Genomic DNA, 16,333 nt, shown 5'->3' with positions numbered 1-16,333 from the left:
GGGCCGATTTGGCCCAACAAATTGATTCCCTATAACCATGAACCGCTCTAGAATGACGCAAATCGGCCCTTCTGTCAGTACGGGAAGCGGGGCGGCTTTCTATCTGCGCCGCAGCCAGCCTGCCTTATGGTGGGTGAGGTCCGGGGCCTCCAGCGTCTCGTCGAAGGGGCGCGGCGGTGAGGCGAGTTCGAATTCGGGGTGGCGGTCGAGGAAGGCGCGGTTGGCCGCGGCGGGATTGTTCCAGTCCCAGTCGGGTCCCGCCCGCGGCAGCCCCGCGACCTCCTCCATCACGCCGTCCTGGGACAGGATGTAGGAGCCGGGAGAAACGAGCCCGCAATAGGCCTCGAGCTCGGCCAGGACATGGTCGCGGGAATGGTTGGAATCGAGGATCAGCATGACCTTCTCGCCGGGCTCGATCAGCGACCCGACCCCGGCGACCACGTCCGGGTCGACGGAGCTGCCCTCGATCATGGTGATGCGCTCGAACAGCGGGTGGGCTTGAATCGCGGCGCGGTTGTGCGGCCTGATCTCGATGTCGATCCCGATGACGCGGCCCTTGCCGAGGAGCTGCAAGAGGCTGGCGTAATAGACGAGCGAGCCGCCATGGGCGATGCCGGTCTCGACGATGACGTCGGGGCGGAGCTGAATGACCGCCTCCTGGATGCGGACCATGTCGTCGGGAATCTGGATGATCGGCCGGCCGAGCCAGCTATAGCCGTAGGAGACCTTACGCACCCAGCCGACCTTGACCCACAGCCGCGCCAGGCGCTCCGCCGCCTCCCTGGAGAACAGGTCGAAGGAGCGCTGCTCTTCCCCTTCGTCGATCTTGAGCGTTCGCGCGTCGGTATCGATGGAGATCTTCATCACGGGGCCCATTTGCGTCCGTCGGCGGCAAGCGCGCCGTCAAAGCGCGATTCCCGACCTAGCACACGCAACGGTTGCAGGCGAGTTCAAGCTCGCCCCGCCCCGTCCGGGGAATCATTCCCTATCGCCGGGCCATGCTCTAGACTGCGACCTCTGGCGCGGTCGCCGCTTCGGAGATCGGTTAAAACTTGACATTAACGAGGTGATGGAACCTCAACTATTCGTGGCGATTTTTCACTTCATGATGTCCGGGTCATGACGGCCGACCGGCGCTTCGATCTGAGCGGACGAACGGTGATCGTCACCGGCGGCGGCAAGGGCATCGGCAAGGTCTATTGCCAGGCCTTCGCCGGCGCCGGCGCGCGCGTCGTCGCCGCCGACATCGACGGAGAGGCCGCGGAGGCGGTCGCGCGCGACATCCTCGCCGAGGGCGTAGACGCGATCGCCGTTGCGACGGACGTATCGGAACCTGAGTCCGTGCATGCCATGGCCGAGGCCGCGCTTGCGCGGTTCGGCGCCATCGACGTGCTCGTCAACAATGCCTCGCTGATGAGCGCCCTTCCCCGCCGCTCATGGCTGGAGATTCCGGTCGAGGAATGGGACCGGGTGATGGCGGTCAATCTGCGCGGCGTGTTTCTGTGCTGCCGGGCGGTGTTTCCGGCGATGCGCGAACAGGGCCGCGGCAAGATCGTCAACATCTCGTCGAACCGGGTCTGGGCGGGGACGCCAAACCGGCTCCACTACACGGCGTCGAAGGCCGGTATCATCGGCCTGACCCGGGCGCTCGCCCGCGAGGTCGGCGCATTCGGCATCACCGTCAACGCGGTGACGCCGGGGCTCACCTTTTCCGACACCCAGCTTGCCTCCTCATCGAACGAGCATCTGAGCAAGGCGGCCGAAGGCCGGGCGCTCGGCCGGCCGCAATACCCCGACGATCTGGTCGGCACGGTGATGTTCCTGTCTTCGCCGGCTAGCGACTTCATCACCGGCCAGACCATCAATGTCGATGGCGGCAAGGAAATGCACTGAAACAAGCATCTCACGGGAGGCAGGCGCGCTGCTCCCGTGCCCACCCTGCCCTGCTTGCCGATCAGCCGGCGTCGGACGCTATGGGCTTGCGCTGGGCGACGACTTTTTGGAACAGACCCCCGAAAAAGGTCTTCTTGCGCCAGTCGAACGCGTCGGGCTCGCTGGCGAAATCGACGATCTCGTGGCGCCACAGGCTCTTGGCGAACGGCTCCAGCCTGTCGAAGATGAAGCTGGTGATCGGCTTCATCGGGTGGGCCCAGTGCGGCTTGTGATAGTCGACAAAGACGACCTTGCCGCCGGGCGGGATGCGCTCGAGCAAGGAACTGGTGACGCTGCGCTTATAGTCGTCGGGCAACTCGTGCAGCAGGAAGTAGCAGCACACCGCGTCGTAGCTCTTGTCGTCCGGCCGGGACGCATCGGCGCGGCGTATTGTCGCCTGCGACATTTTCCACAGCTTCCGCCGGCAGGTCGCGAGCTGAATCGGGGCGACGTCGGTGATCTCGAGGCGACTTTCCCGGCCCAGATACGCCGCCAGTGCCGCTGAGAAGTCGCCGTACACGCAGGCCGGCTGCAAGACGTGCTGGCCAGGCTCGAGCTCGGAAAACGCCGCGCGGCGCAGACGGCGATGCTGGCCCCAGAGGATGAATTTGACCACGATCTCGCGGTCGAGGAGCCGGACGTTGCGCGGATTCAGGTAGGCCCAGTAATAGTTTTCCCACAGATAGGCCGGGATTTCCGGAGCCCTGGTCTGGTGCAAGCGGCTTGGCTTCTTGGCCCCGGCGACGCACGTGACGGACACGGCGAAGTCGGATGCTGGTTGTGACGGGTTCGGGGCTTCGACGAAGCTTTCGGTTGCATCCATGGTAAGGCTCCCTCTGGACGATGATGCGATCGGCGTCAATCGAGCAACTCTTGCGGTGCAGCACATTGATGTTGATCATATCAGCACGAAGCGGCTCATGGATCACGCTGCCAGGCGGCCGCTTCATGCCCGCACCGATGCCTGCAATGCTCAGGAATGGGCGCGCAGTCAAGCAGACAGCACGCAAATCGAATGAAGCCAAGTGGAAAATGGCGGCCGCCGGCGTGCGACGGTGCGATCATGTTTCGCACCGCACATTTCGCACCGCGAGGGGCCTTGCCGCCTGCCATACGGCCGATGCCGCGCGCCGCTGCCATTTATCGCGCCGTCAGCCCGGCAATGCCCGACAAAGGCGAAGTCCTGGTTTGGTTCCGCAAATGTCCTTTATGCCTGACCGGCAAATACCCTAGATCGCCCGCAGGCGCGCGGCGTGGGCCTGGCCGATGTGATGGCGGGCGGCTTCCTCGGCCTCATCGCCATCGTGACCCGCGATGGCTTCGACGATGCGCGCATGTTCCTCGACGGCCGATTTCCGGCGCGCCGGGTCGACCAAGGTCGTGCCGGCGAGAAGCAGGATCGCCTGTCTTAAATGGGCGACCTGCTCGATCAGATATCGGTTGTGGCTGGCGAGCGTCAGCCGGCGGTGAAACTCCCGGTTCGATTTTGCCAAGGCCTCGGCATCTTCGACGTGGCGGCGATCCTCAGCGATCATGCCCCGCAGGATCTCGATCTCGGCGTCGCTGGCATGCTGGGCGGCGAAACGGGCGACTGTGCCCTCCAGCACCCGCCTGACCATGTAGAGCTCGTTGATCTCTTCGTGTCCGAGGACCGGGATGACCATGCCCCGGTTCGGCTCGTGCACGGCAAGGCCCTGCGCCTCCAGCCGCTTCAGGGCCTCGCGGATGGGCGTCCGGCTGACGCCGAATTCCCGCGCCAGCTCCGCTTCGCGCAACCGCGTGCCCGGCCGCAGCATGCCTTCCTCGATGGCCGCCAACAGCTTGGCATAGATGTCCGCGCCGGTTCGCGCCTGCATGGCCTAGGGCCTGTTGACAGTTATGTTGCGGATCTGGCGGGAGCCGATTTTTCCGCCCGCCAGGAGCAGGCGCCGCCGTGGTGCTTTCCCACCACAAGGCGTCTGCGACAACGCGGGCGGGAAAAGGGGCCCCGTCCCTGCGGGATTTGGCGCAATCGGCGCGATGCGGCGTCGCTCGTCCTCGAATATGCGCCGCATGTCCATCGTCCTCGCTCCTGGCCTCGCACCGATTCCGCACAAACCAGACCTCGCAAGATAACTGTCAACAGGCCCTAACGCCTTTGCCTGTGAGCGCGAAATGTATACAACCGTATGCAATAGTTCAAACGAGCACGCTTATGCAGAAAACCTCCCCAAACGATCGGCGAATGCGCGCCGGGGCGCCTCTGCCGTGATCGACGAGCTGTTCCGCGCGGCGTTCGCCGAATTCTCGACCGTAACCCTCATTCTCGTCGTTCTCGTCACCCTGGCGAGCTCGGCCATCCACGGCGCGACCGGGGTCGCCGGAGGGCTGCTCCTGACCGCCGCTCTCGCCCCGATCATCGGGGTGAAGCCCATCGTGCCGATGCTCTCCATCGCGCTCCTCATCAGCCACGGCGCGCGCGCCCTGCTCAATGTGAAGGAGTTCAACCGCGCTGCCTATCTCGCCGTCACCCTGCCGGCGATCCCGTGCATCATCGCCGGTGCGCTCGTCTATGGGCGTCTCACCTCGGCCGTCATTGCCATATTGCTGGCCGCCGTCATCCTCGTCTCGATCCCCATCCGCCGCTGGGCCCAGTCGCGCGCCATCAAGGCGAATGCCGCCACGCTCGGCGGCATCGGCGCCGTCTATGGCGGCCTGTCGGGCGCCACCATTGGCCCCGGCCTGCTGCTGATCCCGTTCCTGCTCGGCTACGGCCTGAGCAAGGGGGCGTTCGTCGCCACCCTGGCGGTGATCGCGCTGACCACCAATGTCGTGCGCCTGACCGTGTTCGGCGGCACCCGCTTGTTGGAGCCGCATCTTATTCTGCTCGGCGTCCTGGTCGGGCTGTTGACCATTCCCGGCAACTGGATCGGCCGGTCGTTTCTGCGCCGGATGAGCCTTGAGTTTCACGTCGGCCTGGTCGATATTCTGACCGTCATCGGCGCGCTGAATTTTGTCTGGCTTGCCTATAAGAACTGGTGACCCACCATGTCGGTCGAGGCACAGAACCGGTCCCTCATACTGGACCTCGTGGAGTGGGTGGCGGTCGAGGAACACTCCTACGACGAGGTCATGGAACGCTGGCGCACCTCCTGTCCGCGCTTGACGGTGTGGGAAGACGCGCTCGACCAGGGGCTGGTGGCGCGCGCGCACCGCAACGGGCTTGGCGCTTTCGTTCGCGCGACGGAAGCGGGCAAGGCGGCGCTGAAGCGCGAGGGGCGCCGCGTCTAGCGCCAGATCGGCGAGGGAATGGAGAGCTTGCCCTCAAACAGCTTGCGGGCGGTGCGGAGGACACCGGCCGATCTGAGCTTGAAGCCGTCTTCGTCGATCTCGTAGTTGAGAACGACCTCGATGGTGCCGGAAGGATGCTCGATCACCACGCGGGCTGGACGCTCCTTGCCGATGTCGGCAAGCCCCTTGGCAACGGTGCCGGGCGCGAGCAGGCACGAGCCGGTGCAGATCGCGCCGGTGACGGCGTAAGTCGGATGGCAGTCCCAGGGCATGAAATAGCGCGCCGCCACCGCGCCGCCATGGGCGGGCTTGGCGAGGATGCCGAACTTGGGAACGACGGACTTCGCCACGTCGGCAAGGCCCATCATCCCGCCGGCCTCGATGCGCACCGGCTCCATGCGGGCGAAGAAGTCCCGGTTGGCGTCGAGCGCCTCGCGCGTCTCGTGGCCGGTGAGGCCGAAGGCGTCGGCCCGGGCGATGACCATCGGCATGGCGACGTCGATGCAGGTGACGGCGATGCCGCCGACCAGATCCTGCGGCCTTCCGGTCGGAAACAGCGCGCCGGTCTTGGAGCCCACCACGTCCATGAAATTGAGGACGATCGGCGCGGCGGTGCCGGGAACGCCGTCGATATGCGCATCGCCCTCATATTCGACCTTGCCGCCGGGGGTCTGGACGACGGCCGAGATGAAGGCGCCCGTATTGACGTTGCGGATGCGCACCACCGTCTGATCGCCATCGGCCGGGACTAGGCCCATCTCGATGGCGGCCGGGCCGACGCCGGCCAAGATGTTGCCGCAGCTCGGCTTGAAGTCGACCGAGCGCTCGACCGCGTGGACCTGGGCGAACAGATAGTCGATGTCGGCGCGCTCGCTTGCCGAGGGCGAGAGCACGGCGACCTTGCTGGTCGTCGGCTGGGCGCCGCCGACGCCGTCGACCTGCAACGGCACGCCGGCGCCCATCGCCGCCATCAGTACCTCGCCCAGGGTCTCGCGGTCGGAGGGAAGGTCGGCGGCGTTGAAATAGGGGCCGCGCGAGGTGCCGCCGCGCATCAGGATGCAGGGAATTTCGCGTTGCGGCATGGGCCCTACCTCCCGGCGAAAGGCCACGGCAGATCGACCAGGGACTGCAGCACGCCGGGCGGGAAATCGCGGTTGAGCGAGCCGGCCATGACAAGAAGAATCCCCAGCCCCCCGGCCGTCATGACGGCGATCGGGACCCAGCCCAAACGTTCACGAAGGCGAAGGAATAGCACGAAGAACAGGATCAGCGCGATAACGAAACCGAATATCGACGTGAGCACGAGAAGCGCCAAGAACCAGGCAAGCGTCGCCCAAAGGCCATGCCTGGCATCCGCGTCATCGCCATGCACGTCGGTATCGGCGAAAAGCGAGCTGGATAGAGGGCTTCGCCACATCTGAATGAGCAACAGCGCGGCTGCGAAAGCCGACAAGCCCGCCACGGTCAGCGGGAACACCTTGTCGATGAGGATCGAGAGGCGCGCGGAGTCGGCGACCATGATCGCCAGGAAGGCGAAGACGATGCCGGCGAAAATCAGTGGACCGCGCTTGGAGTGGCCGTCGACCGCTTCGCCATGCGGTTCATGGATCGTCGTCGACTGCTTGGCGCCGAAATAGACCGACACCACGGTAACGATGATGAGCACGATCACGGTCGGCGAGAAGATGTAGTGGAACCCTTCCGCGAAGCTGCGGTGGAACCGGGTGATTGTGATCTGGGTCGCCTGATAGGTGTAGACCTCGGCCTGGTCGGCGAGCACGAAACCGATCAGGAAAGCCGGGCGCGGCCAATCGAAGCGCCGCATGAAGATGGCGAGCAGGCCGATGCCGAACAGAGCGCCGAGATCCCAAAGCGTCTCGCGCGACTGAAACGCGGCGAAGGAAATCATCATGAACAGGAACGGCACCAGCAGCGGGAAACGAATGGTGGTGAGCCTGGCGACGCCGCCCGACAGGAGGATGCACAGGCCGGCGCCGATGACGTTGGCGAACGCCAGCGACCAGACCACCGTATAGGTGACCGACAGGTTGGTCTTGATCATCTGCGGGCCGGCCTCGTAGCCGACCAGGATCATGCCGCCGAGAAAGACGGCCATCGAGCCCGAGCCGGGAATTCCGAACAGAAGCGTCGGCACCAGCCCGCCGCCTTCCTTGGCGTTGTTCGAGCTTTCCGGGCCGATCACGCCGCGAATGTTCCCCTTGCCGAAGCTCTCCTTGTCCTTGGACGACTGGACGGTGTGGCCATAGGCGATCCAGTCCACCACCGAGCCGCCAAGGCCCGGAATGACGCCGACGATCACGCCGATGACGGCGCAGCGGATGGAAAGCCAGAGATTGGCCCACCAGTCGCGGACGCCGTCCATCCATCCGGCGCCGAGTGTCGCATCCTCCGAAATGGCGCGGTCCTGCCGCAACAGCGAGATGATTTCGGGAATGGCGAATATACCCAAGCCGACGATGACCAGTTGAAGGCCGTCCCGGATGTACCAGAAACCGAAATCCATGCGCGGGGAACCCTGCGCCGGCGCCTCGCCGATGGCCCCGACGGCCATACCCAGGCCGGCCGCGATCAGGCCCTTGAGCAGGCTCTGCCCGGCCAGCACTCCGACCATCGAGAAGCCGAGAATGGTGAGCATCAACAGCTCCGGCAGACCGAACGTCAGGATCAGCGGCCGCGCCAGCAGAATGAAGAAGGTGAGGATCACCGCGCCGAAGAGGCCGCCGAACAGCGAGGAGGCGAAGGCCGCCGACAGGGCGCGTGCCGCCTGTCCCTGCTTGGACAGTGGAAAGCCGTCGAGGACCGTGGCTTGGCTTGCCGACGACCCGGGTATTCCCATCAGAACCGAGGCGAAGGTGTCGGAGGTGGGAATGACCGCGACCAGGCCGACCATGAGGGCAAGCCCGGACACCGGGTCCATACCGTAAAGAAAGGGCAGGACGAGAGAAAGGCCGGCAATTCCGCCGAGCCCGGGGAACACGCCCACGGAGAGGCCGAGCAGCACGCCGATTATGAGATGCATCAACTGTTGCGGCTGCACGATCAGCGAAAAGGCTTCGCCGAGGGCCGGAGCGGCCGTTGCAAAGAAATCCACTACCGCCTCCCGATATCGAGACCCCTACGGCCGGACAGGGGTTCCGTCCGGCCGCAGGTCGTAGTGGCTTAGAGATCGACGCCGAAGCGCTCCTTCAACCACCCCTTGATCCAGGCGGTGGCCTTGGGATCGACTTCCGTGCCGAGCTTCTTGCGGACGTCGGCGGCCTTGCCGGTGGCCTGCGGGTAGACGCCCAAGTGTATCTCGGAGGTGGCGGCGAAGTCGGGCCGCTCGGTGATCGCCTTGAAGGCATTGGAATAGGTGTCGATCAGATCCTGCGATGCGCCCTTGGGCAGGAACACCATCTTCTGCGCCGGGAAGCCGGCGATGAAGAAGGCCTTCCAGGCGTCCCATTTCTCGCCCGACGTCTGGCAGGCGGCGATCTGCTCGCAGACTTCCTTGAAAGTCGGAATATCCGGGTAAGTCGGATCGCGGACGATATTGCCGTCATCGTCCAGATCGCCCCAGGCCATGATCGGCACGGCCTTGCCCTCTTCGACCAGCGGCGTCACGCCGGATACGAAGGCGGACGAGGTCTGGTAATCGATATTGACCTCGCCGCGCTCGAACATCAGACGACCATCGCCGCGGCCCTTGAGGCCGAAAACCGGATCGACCTTCATGCCGAGCATCTCGAAGGCGAGCAGCGGAATGAGGTCGAGGCCGGTAGCGCTCTGCGAGCCGTAGATGAAGGAGGTGTTGTCGATAACCGACTGGGGGTCCTTTTTCCATTGCGCGCCGAGGTCGCCCGGAAGATAGGCGACGCCGCCGGTCGCCGAGGCGAGAACGACATGCCAATCCTTATAATCGAATTTCACGCGCGGATCGCCGAGCAGATAGGGGAACTGCGTCGAGCCGGAGCTGCCGAAGATCGTCAGGCCGTCGGGTTCGGCGCGCTCGGCGAAATAGTTCGCCCCCTTGGTCGAGCCGGAGCCCGGCATGTTCTTGACGACGACGGCCGGATTGCCGGGCAGCGCCTCGGACAGAAGCGGCGCGTAGAAGCGCGCCCACTTGTCTGATCCGCCGCCCTCGGAGAACGGAATGATCCATTCGATGGTCTTGCCCGAAAAGTCGGCGGCGGCCGCCGGCCCGACGGCCGTCAGCCCCAGCGCCGTGAGCGCCATGGCGCCGGCCGCTGCCGTTGAAGTCAGTTTCCAAGGGAATTTCATCGGTTCCTCCCAGTTCATTGCCTAGGCTGTGGGGCTGCAAGGCCGCATGACACGCTGAGGCCTTTATCCCGGCTTCATCATAGCGGAACTTTCCGCGAGGTCCCAACCGCCGATTGCGATCGCATGAGATCGCACGGTGCCGCCTCGGCCAATCAGGACGTCATAGCTTGGCATGCCGCGGCCAAGGCTGCGCAAGGCGAACAGAGCCGGCTTTGAAGGCCAATCCACCTCGGCTTCCTCCCACAAGGCGTCTAAAGCGCCGCTCTCATCGTTCACGGGCGCACCGCGGCCGAAACATGTTCAGTCTTTCCTTCGAGCGCAGAATATGTCGTGGATCACTTCGAGCAAATGCCGCGCCCGGTCATCGGTGAGGCGGTAGAAAACCGCCTTACCCTCGCGGCGGGTCTCGACCAGACCCTCAAGGCGCAGGCGCGCCAGCATCTGCGAGACCGTCGGCTGGCGTACGGCGAGCAGACGCTCCAACTCCGTCACCGAGCGTTCGCCCTCGACCAGATGGCAGAGGATCATGAGCCGCCCCTCGTTGGACAGCACTTTCAGGTAGTCCGCCGCCTTCTCGGCATTGGCGATCAGCTCGGCGACGTCGTCTTCGTTCAGATCAGTTTTCGATGCGGCCTGGGCCACGGTCTTGACCTGTCATTTGCAAGCGTGTTCTTGATCGACCGATCGCCGGTTTGTCAGCATATGCGAATTTAGCTATGCCAAAAATCGCGCGCCCGGTCCATACGCTGTCCGGGTGGTGGCTTTCATGGGGAATTGGAGCTTGAGGCGAGACGCCAATCGAGACGGCGGCCACCCCCGATTTCAACGAACGGACAAGAAAGGTTCATCGGCACGTTATTGCCAGAGTCCAGATTGTTCCCCGTTTTATTCAACGGGTACCACAGAACAAGGGGAGCCACCGAGATGTCTTTCAATATTACGCGCCGCCGTTTCCTTGCTTCCACAGCCGCTTCCGGCTTGGCGACGGCCGCAAGCGGCCGTCGTCTGCCCTCCGTGGCGCAGCTGCGGAGGAAGCCAGGCGTCGTCTAACCATGGTCATATCGCGATGGCGGACTTGAGAGCATCCTCGCCGGGCCAAGCGACGGCGAGGACGCGGATATCGACTTGCCAACGCTTCTTTCCGAGCGGCTCGAACCATCACCCAAGCCGGACCCCGACGCCTAGAGCGGTTCCCGCGATCCGGCCCCGTGCGGGCGGCATTGTGGACGCCCGTCGACTGCCGGTGCTAGCCTGCCGATCGCGCGCATCGTGGGCAACGCGCATGACGATCGGTATGTCGGTTAGGCAATGAATCTGAAACTGGTCATGTCGCTTCTCGTGCGCAACGAGATCGATATCGTCCGCCAGAACATGGAATTCCACCTCGCGCACGGCGTCGATCACGTGATTGCCACCGACAACGGGTCGGTGGACGGAACCCGGGAGATTTTGTCGGAATTTGAGCGTCTCGGCGTCGCAACGGTCCTCGACGAGCCGGGACACGACTTCTCGCAGGGCAAGTGGGTCACACGCATGGCGCTGATGGCCCGAGACAGGTTGGGGGCGGACTGGATATTGCACAATGACGCCGACGAGTTCTGGGTCTCTCCGACAGGACAGTTGAAGAGCGGGCTGGCTTCGGTCGACGCAGACATCTTGGTTTGCGGGCGCCGAAACATGGTCTACGCCTACGATGACGACGACAGCACCCCATGGCCGGAAAGGCTTGTTTACAGGGTCGCGTCGCCGGTTCCCGTGATGCGGCCGAAAGACTATCTAACCGACGAACTGCCTTGCCCGTATTTCTATTTCGCGTTGCCACCGAAGGTCCTGACCCGCGCGAAGGGGTTGAAAACGGTCCGTCAGGGGAACCATTGGGCCATCTATGACGGCGAAGCGGCATCGCGGCAGGCGGACATTGCGATCTATCATTTTCCGGTCCGCTCCGTTGAGCAATTCCGAGTCAATGTTCGGCAAAACGGCGAAGGGTATGTCCAGAATACCGATGTCTCGCCGTATGCAGGATGGCACTCGCGCCGTTGGTATCGTAAGTTGATCGCCGAGGGGCCGAAGGCGGCGATGAGTGAGGCACTGCCGTCTGCAAGTCAGCTTGAGCGCGAGCGCGCTGAAGGTGTCGTCGTGCAGGATTTGACGATGCGAGATTTGCTGCGCGAGCTGCACGCCACGCGATGACGCCCCTCCCCGTTCAAGGCGGCAATGGCGGCGTCGTTGCGCTCGAGCGTGAAGGCGTTTGAGGAATTCCGGGCGCCGGAGCCACACCATGAACCCAAGAGCGGCGTTTGACGGCATATTGAGGGAAAACGGCATTGGTCGGACTTTGATTCTCGCATCAACGTTCCGATCCGGCTCCACAATCCTTGGTCGGCTTCTTCGCCTTCAGACCAATCTCGCGTTCGATCTTGAGAAGTTCAACGCGGTGTCGACCTGGTACAAAATGAGCGAGGCGCGATTGGAAGCCGCATTGCGCGAAGCATTGTCACCCGTTCGAGACGGCGCCTACGCAACAAAACTGATGTGGCCGCATCGGAACAATCTGGCTCGTTTTCTGGGCTTGAACGGGGAGGCCGCCGGCGAATTTGCAACCTTGTTTCCGAATACGAAGTTCGTCCAACTCGTTCGCAGAGACAAGATCGCGCAAGCGGTCTCGTTCTTCATGGCGAAGAGCACCGGAATTTGGCAGGTCGACGCCGGAGAGGCTCAGGAAGCCGGCCCGATCGACTATTCGTTTCATGACATAAACACGTACTACCAGCATTTCATAAGTCACGATTATCTATGGAAATTATTCTTTGAAAAATCGGGAATGACGGTGCCGGCATATGTATATGAAGACGTACAAAGAGATTTTAAGCATGCGGCCAGAGCCATAATGGATTTCCTGTCGTTGGAATTTCATGAAGAGAAATGGCCCGACACGTTGCCGATCCGGCAGCAGGAGGACGAACGCGCCCGGGCGCTGCAGGTGCGTTTCCGGGACGATCTCTTTGCCTGGTCTCCCCATGAGTTGCTCCCCACCAAGCTGGTTGGACCGGCAACGCCGCGTTGAAGCCGCGGTAGAGCAAAGCCGAAACGGATGGGATCGACAGCAGCGTTCAGTAGCCACGAGCCGGGATGGAATGATAGTTTGGGCTGCGCATTCGCGCATATCGGCCGGACGGCCGCCGGTGCCGGCCGAGGAATCAAGGGGGGCTCAGTGCGCTTCTGTATCGTCGGAACAGGGCGCTGTGGAAGCACACTGTTGCAGCGAATGATGAATTTGCATCCGGAGGTCTATGTCTTCCCGGAGACCCATTGGATCCCGAAGATGTACGAGTGGTTTGGCATGTCCGTTGCCAGGACGGAGATGCTGCTCGACATCGTCCGGCGCACCAGGCATGTCACCGGCAAGCCGGTGACGGAGCTCGATGAACGGCACATCCGGGAGATCGCCAATGCCGCGCCGGAAATGACGGTACGGGAATTCTGCGACTTGCTGGGACAGATGTTCGCGCGAGAGTCGAACAAGCGGACGTGGGCGGACAAGACGCCGGACTATGGATGGTTCATGGCGACGCTGCAGGCTTTATGGCCGGATTGCAGCTTCATTCATTTGATCCGAGACGGCGCGGCGGTCGTCCACTCGATGTCCCGGCATCCGGGTTACCGGGCGCTGGCCGCCGCGAAGGAGGCCTATTGGAGCGCGCCGTCATTCAACAACTACCATTCGGGGATCGAGGAGCGCGAGCTTCCGCTGACGGCATTCATCGATCTCTGGTTCTTAAGGCTGATGCGAACATGGGACGAGGCCACGCGGCTGCGGCAGGGCACATATCTGGAGGTCCGCTATGAGGCGCTCATTCGCGATCCCGTCGCTATTTTGGAGGACATTCGTTCATTCCTGGGTTTCGAAGCCTCGCCGGCCTGGATCGCGGAAGCGGCGGATTTGATCGATCCGGACAGGGCGGTTCGTGGTCGCCCGGCGGACAGTCTGAAGTTCTTCGGCGAGCGGGAAATGCAGCTCATGAAGAAGCTGGGATACTCCTAAGGGCTATGACGGAAGGGCGACGCATAGCTGCCGCCGGCACGCGCGGATCGAGCCTCGAGCTCCGATCGAAGGCGCTGCGGATCGCCGCAGCGGAAATCCTGCTCATCGCATGTGTCCGCGACGAGCTTCTGCGGATCGCTTGGTTTCTGGACTATCACCGCAAGCTCGGCGTGGACCGGTTTGTCATAGTGGACAATGGCTCAACCGATGGGACGCTTGAATATTTGAGCTCGCAATCGGATGTGTCCTTGTTCGCTACCGATGAGAGCTACGCAGCAAGCAAGTGCGGCATAAACTGGACCAACGAGCTGCTGGACCGCTACGCTCGGGGGCATTGGGTTCTTGTCCTCGACGCGGACGAGCTCTTCGTCTACCCGCGCTGCGAGGCGTTCAGCCTCCGGGATCTGGTTGGATACTTGGACGGCGTGAAGGCCCAGTGCATGCAAGCGCCCCTTCTCGATATGTATTCCGGGACGCCCATCAAAGATACCGGCTATCGCCGCGGCGAACCTTTTCTGGCCACCTGCCCGTTTTTCGACGACGATGGCTACGACTATTCCGGCAGGGATCCGGGCGGCGCGAAAGTCATGATACGTGGCGGGCCGCGGCAAAGGTTATTCTGGGATGGGTATGGTCGGCAGCATCCGTCTCCTTTCCTGCCGAAGCTGCCCTTGGTGAAGTGGCAACAGGGTCTTGCATTCGACCTGTCGACGCACACCTTGCGCGGGGCGCGAAAGGCCGAGGCGACCGGCGTCCTCCTGCATTTCAAGTTCCTTCAGGATTTCCTGATGAGGGTACAAGTCGAGGCGGATCGAAAGGAACATTTCGCCGCCGCCCGCCAATATGCGGCTTATGCGGAAATAATGGCCGCAATTCCCGAGCTCACCGCCTATCATGAGGGCTCGGTCCGGTACGAAAACAGCCTGCAACTGGTTGCTCTCGGTCTGATGAGCATGCCGCGGGGATACCTTGCGTGAAACGCCTGTTACCATCCCGATCCGAGCGGAGGCCATCAGGCGGGCCCACCCCGCTGGCCATGTCCCGATGACCGCCCTCGGGCAGTGCGTCGAGTGGATGTAGTTTGTCGATTGTCTAGACTTTGGCGCTGATCGGATCGTTTCGGGCCCCCATGCAGGACTATTGGAAGGATTTCACCGTGGTGGAGGATGGCTCGGAGAGCCTCGGCGGCAATTTACATCACGGCGACACCAACGCCATCACGCCCGGCTTTTGGCGCTACCTCGTCGACCGTTTCTCGGTGCGGACGCTGCTCGACATCGGCAGCGGCGAAGGGCATGCGCCGTACGTGTTCCATCGCCTGGGCGTGATCGCTCACGGGATCGATGGTCTGGAACGCAACGTTCGCAATGCCAAGTATCCCATAGCGCTCCACGATCTCACGAAGGGGCCATACATTTTTCCTTGCGACATGACCCATTGCGTGGAGGTGGCCGAACATATCGAGCCTGCCCATGTGGGCAATCTGATGCGAACGCTCATAAACGGCTCCGTGGTGGTGATGACCCATGGGCTGCCCGGCCAGTCGGGACATCATCACGTCAACAACCAGCCCCAGGAGTATTGGGTCGAGAAATTCGATCAACAAGGTTTCACCCTGTCGATCGACAACGAGCTGTTCCGGGATATTGCGGTGCGGGACGTGCCCAATTGCTATTTCAGCAAGAGCGGTCTGGTTTTCCTGAGACGAAGCTAGGATTCCATGCACCCCGGCGGGGCGGGGTTGGAGCCTGTGATTCGAAGGATGAGCGTTCTGGCCGGCGATTGCCGCCCGGCCGCTGTTGTCTGCTTTGAGCTTGCTCGAGGATCGGGCCTGTAGCATGCTTTGGAGCACTTCGGGAGGCACGACCATGGCGAATGAAGAGACGATTGCCACCGCGGCCGCCGGCCCCGCTCGCCTGAACATACGAACGATTGGCCCCGCCGATCTCATGGACGCCTTGGCCAAGGGCCTGGACGATTTCAAGCACAAACCAAGCCACATCCTTCTCCTTGTCGTGATTTATCCCGTCATCGGTCTGTTTGCGGCCAGGATCGCCGCCGGATACGACGTGTTGCCGTTCGTCTTTCCGCTGGTTTCTGGATTTGCCCTGATCGGCCCCCTGGCGGCGATCGGCCTGTACGAAATGAGCCGGCGGCGCGAAGCCGGGCTCGATCCCTCCTGGCAGGATGCCTTCGAAATCTTCCAATCCCCGTCGCTGGGCTCGATCGTGGTGCTTAGCGTCGTTCTCGGGGGGCTCTATTTCGCATGGCTCGCCGCGGCTCAACTTATCTATTGGGCAATCTTCGGTAGCGTGATGCCGGTGTCGATTCTGGAGTTCGCGCAGCAGGTTTTCGCGACCCCGGCGGGTTGGACCCTGATCATCGTCGGCTGCGGCGTGGGCTTCATTTTTGCCCTCGTGGTCCTGGCCGTCAGCGCGATCTCATTCCCGCTGCTTCTGGACCGGAACGTCGGCGCAACGGCGGCCATTCAAACCTCGGTCAGGGTCAGTCTGGCCAATCCCGTGACGATGTTGCTGTGGGGCTTTATCGTCGCCGGCCTGCTGGTGATCGGTTCAGCGCCGTTGTTCGTCGGCCTCGCGGTGGTGATGCCGGTGCTCGGGCATGCAACATGGCATCTGTATCGCAAGGCTGTCGAGTGACGCGGCTAGTCGGCTGATTCAGTCAGATTGAAGGGTATAGATGCTTGAGTTTAGTGCGAGCGTCTTTGGTGGTGAAGTGCCAGTCGGACTTGGTGTGATGGGCATTGCGATCGTGCTCCCAGGCGGCGATTTCCTCGATGAGGGT

17 protein-coding genes are annotated in these 16,333 nt (G+C 62.9%); 9 read left to right on the top strand and 8 right to left on the bottom strand.

Going from position 1 to position 16,333, the window contains the following annotated elements; all coding sequences use genetic code 11:
- Positions 1-99 precede the first annotated feature (99 nt).
- On the bottom strand, positions 100-864 hold the full coding sequence (locus Q8P46_12345; protein ID MDP2620945.1) for a CmcI family methyltransferase: 765 nt from the start codon (positions 862-864) through the stop codon (positions 100-102).
- 255 nt (positions 865-1,119) lie between these two features.
- On the opposite strand from Q8P46_12345, the gene Q8P46_12340 reads away from it, so the two are divergent.
- A complete protein-coding gene (locus Q8P46_12340) occupies positions 1,120-1,893 on the top strand; it encodes a glucose 1-dehydrogenase (protein ID MDP2620944.1) in 774 nt (257 codons plus the stop codon).
- A 61-nt stretch (positions 1,894-1,954) separates the two neighbouring features.
- Here Q8P46_12340 and rquA read toward each other — a convergent pair whose 3' ends face one another.
- Positions 1,955-2,755 (bottom strand): rhodoquinone biosynthesis methyltransferase RquA, encoded by an 801-nt coding sequence (gene rquA / locus Q8P46_12335; protein ID MDP2620943.1) that lies wholly within the window; start codon positions 2,753-2,755, stop codon positions 1,955-1,957.
- A gap of 406 nt (positions 2,756-3,161) precedes the next feature.
- The gene (locus Q8P46_12330; protein ID MDP2620942.1) at positions 3,162-3,788 is read right to left on the bottom strand and encodes a GntR family transcriptional regulator; all 627 of its coding nucleotides are present in this window, start codon (positions 3,786-3,788) and stop codon (positions 3,162-3,164) included.
- A 391-nt stretch (positions 3,789-4,179) separates the two neighbouring features.
- On the opposite strand from Q8P46_12330, the gene Q8P46_12325 reads away from it, so the two are divergent.
- Positions 4,180-4,953 (top strand): sulfite exporter TauE/SafE family protein, encoded by a 774-nt coding sequence (locus tag Q8P46_12325; GenBank protein ID MDP2620941.1) that lies wholly within the window; start codon positions 4,180-4,182, stop codon positions 4,951-4,953.
- Positions 4,954-4,959: 6 nt separating this feature from the next.
- Positions 4,960-5,202: a hypothetical protein gene (locus tag Q8P46_12320; protein ID MDP2620940.1), complete on the top strand. Its 243-nt coding sequence runs from the start codon at positions 4,960-4,962 to the stop codon at positions 5,200-5,202.
- Here the strand turns inward: Q8P46_12320 and Q8P46_12315 are convergent.
- The 4 genes from Q8P46_12315 to Q8P46_12300 form a co-directional block, all read right to left on the bottom strand.
- Positions 5,199-6,284, bottom strand: a complete 1,086-nt coding sequence (locus Q8P46_12315; GenBank protein ID MDP2620939.1) for a 4-oxalomesaconate tautomerase — start codon at positions 6,282-6,284, stop codon at positions 5,199-5,201. The two genes, Q8P46_12320 and Q8P46_12315, sit on opposite strands and share 4 nt — an antisense overlap.
- A 5-nt stretch (positions 6,285-6,289) precedes the next feature.
- The gene (locus Q8P46_12310; GenBank protein ID MDP2620938.1) at positions 6,290-8,314 is read right to left on the bottom strand and encodes a tripartite tricarboxylate transporter permease; all 2,025 of its coding nucleotides are present in this window, start codon (positions 8,312-8,314) and stop codon (positions 6,290-6,292) included.
- Between the two features lie 68 nt (positions 8,315-8,382).
- Entirely contained in the window at positions 8,383-9,483 is a 1,101-nt protein-coding gene (locus Q8P46_12305) for a tricarboxylate transporter (GenBank protein MDP2620937.1), read from the bottom strand.
- A gap of 300 nt (positions 9,484-9,783) precedes the next feature.
- On the bottom strand, positions 9,784-10,125 hold the full coding sequence (locus Q8P46_12300) for a metalloregulator ArsR/SmtB family transcription factor (protein MDP2620936.1): 342 nt from the start codon (positions 10,123-10,125) through the stop codon (positions 9,784-9,786).
- A gap of 666 nt (positions 10,126-10,791) precedes the next feature.
- Here Q8P46_12300 and Q8P46_12295 point away from each other — a divergent pair.
- The 6 genes from Q8P46_12295 to Q8P46_12270 all read left to right on the top strand — a co-directional run bounded on the left by Q8P46_12295 (position 10,792) and on the right by Q8P46_12270 (position 16,188).
- On the top strand, positions 10,792-11,676 hold the full coding sequence (locus Q8P46_12295; GenBank protein ID MDP2620935.1) for a glycosyltransferase family 2 protein: 885 nt from the start codon (positions 10,792-10,794) through the stop codon (positions 11,674-11,676).
- Positions 11,677-11,764: 88 nt separating this feature from the next.
- A complete protein-coding gene (locus Q8P46_12290) occupies positions 11,765-12,550 on the top strand; it encodes a Stf0 family sulfotransferase (protein MDP2620934.1) in 786 nt (261 codons plus the stop codon).
- Positions 12,551-12,577: 27 nt separating this feature from the next.
- Complete coding sequence (locus Q8P46_12285; protein ID MDP2620933.1) at positions 12,578-13,528, top strand: sulfotransferase; 951 nt, start codon at positions 12,578-12,580, stop codon at positions 13,526-13,528.
- 5 nt (positions 13,529-13,533) lie between these two features.
- Positions 13,534-14,505, top strand: coding sequence for a glycosyltransferase family 2 protein (locus tag Q8P46_12280; protein MDP2620932.1), 972 nt, complete (start codon positions 13,534-13,536; stop codon positions 14,503-14,505).
- Positions 14,506-14,657: 152 nt separating this feature from the next.
- Positions 14,658-15,242 carry a hypothetical protein gene (locus tag Q8P46_12275; GenBank protein MDP2620931.1) on the top strand — a complete coding sequence of 195 codons (585 nt, stop codon included), beginning with the start codon at positions 14,658-14,660 and terminating at the stop codon, positions 15,240-15,242.
- Positions 15,243-15,396: 154 nt separating this feature from the next.
- Positions 15,397-16,188, top strand: coding sequence for a DUF2189 domain-containing protein (locus tag Q8P46_12270; protein MDP2620930.1), 792 nt, complete (start codon positions 15,397-15,399; stop codon positions 16,186-16,188).
- A 22-nt stretch (positions 16,189-16,210) separates the two neighbouring features.
- On the opposite strand, the gene Q8P46_12265 is transcribed toward Q8P46_12270, so the two are convergent.
- A partial coding sequence (locus tag Q8P46_12265) for an IS630 family transposase (protein MDP2620929.1) occupies positions 16,211-16,333 on the bottom strand: 123 nt, incomplete at its 5' end.

Source organism: Hyphomicrobiales bacterium (assembly GCA_030688605.1).
Taxonomy (GTDB): Bacteria; Pseudomonadota; Alphaproteobacteria; order Rhizobiales; family NORP267; genus JAUYJB01.
Note: the sequence above shows the minus strand (reverse complement) of the source record. Positions and strands in the feature narration are given on the sequence as shown.

What these genes read in the sequence shown, in the direction of transcription:
- Q8P46_12345 (MDP2620945.1), bottom strand. Translation starts at nt 864, where the DNA reads ATGAAGATCTCCATCGATACCGACGCGCGAACGCTCAAGATCGACGAA.
- Q8P46_12340 (MDP2620944.1), top strand. Translation starts at nt 1,120, where the DNA reads ATGACGGCCGACCGGCGCTTCGATCTGAGCGGACGAACGGTGATCGTC.
- rquA (MDP2620943.1), bottom strand. Translation starts at nt 2,755, where the DNA reads ATGGATGCAACCGAAAGCTTCGTCGAAGCCCCGAACCCGTCACAACCA.
- Q8P46_12330 (MDP2620942.1), bottom strand. Translation starts at nt 3,788, where the DNA reads ATGCAGGCGCGAACCGGCGCGGACATCTATGCCAAGCTGTTGGCGGCC.
- Q8P46_12320 (MDP2620940.1), top strand. Translation starts at nt 4,960, where the DNA reads ATGTCGGTCGAGGCACAGAACCGGTCCCTCATACTGGACCTCGTGGAG.
- Q8P46_12315 (MDP2620939.1), bottom strand. Translation starts at nt 6,284, where the DNA reads ATGCCGCAACGCGAAATTCCCTGCATCCTGATGCGCGGCGGCACCTCG.
- Q8P46_12305 (MDP2620937.1), bottom strand. Translation starts at nt 9,483, where the DNA reads ATGAAATTCCCTTGGAAACTGACTTCAACGGCAGCGGCCGGCGCCATG.
- Q8P46_12295 (MDP2620935.1), top strand. Translation starts at nt 10,792, where the DNA reads ATGAATCTGAAACTGGTCATGTCGCTTCTCGTGCGCAACGAGATCGAT.
- Q8P46_12290 (MDP2620934.1), top strand. Translation starts at nt 11,765, where the DNA reads ATGAACCCAAGAGCGGCGTTTGACGGCATATTGAGGGAAAACGGCATT.
- Q8P46_12285 (MDP2620933.1), top strand. Translation starts at nt 12,578, where the DNA reads ATGGGATCGACAGCAGCGTTCAGTAGCCACGAGCCGGGATGGAATGAT.
- Q8P46_12280 (MDP2620932.1), top strand. Translation starts at nt 13,534, where the DNA reads ATGACGGAAGGGCGACGCATAGCTGCCGCCGGCACGCGCGGATCGAGC.
- Q8P46_12275 (MDP2620931.1), top strand. Translation starts at nt 14,658, where the DNA reads ATGCAGGACTATTGGAAGGATTTCACCGTGGTGGAGGATGGCTCGGAG.
- Q8P46_12270 (MDP2620930.1), top strand. Translation starts at nt 15,397, where the DNA reads ATGGCGAATGAAGAGACGATTGCCACCGCGGCCGCCGGCCCCGCTCGC.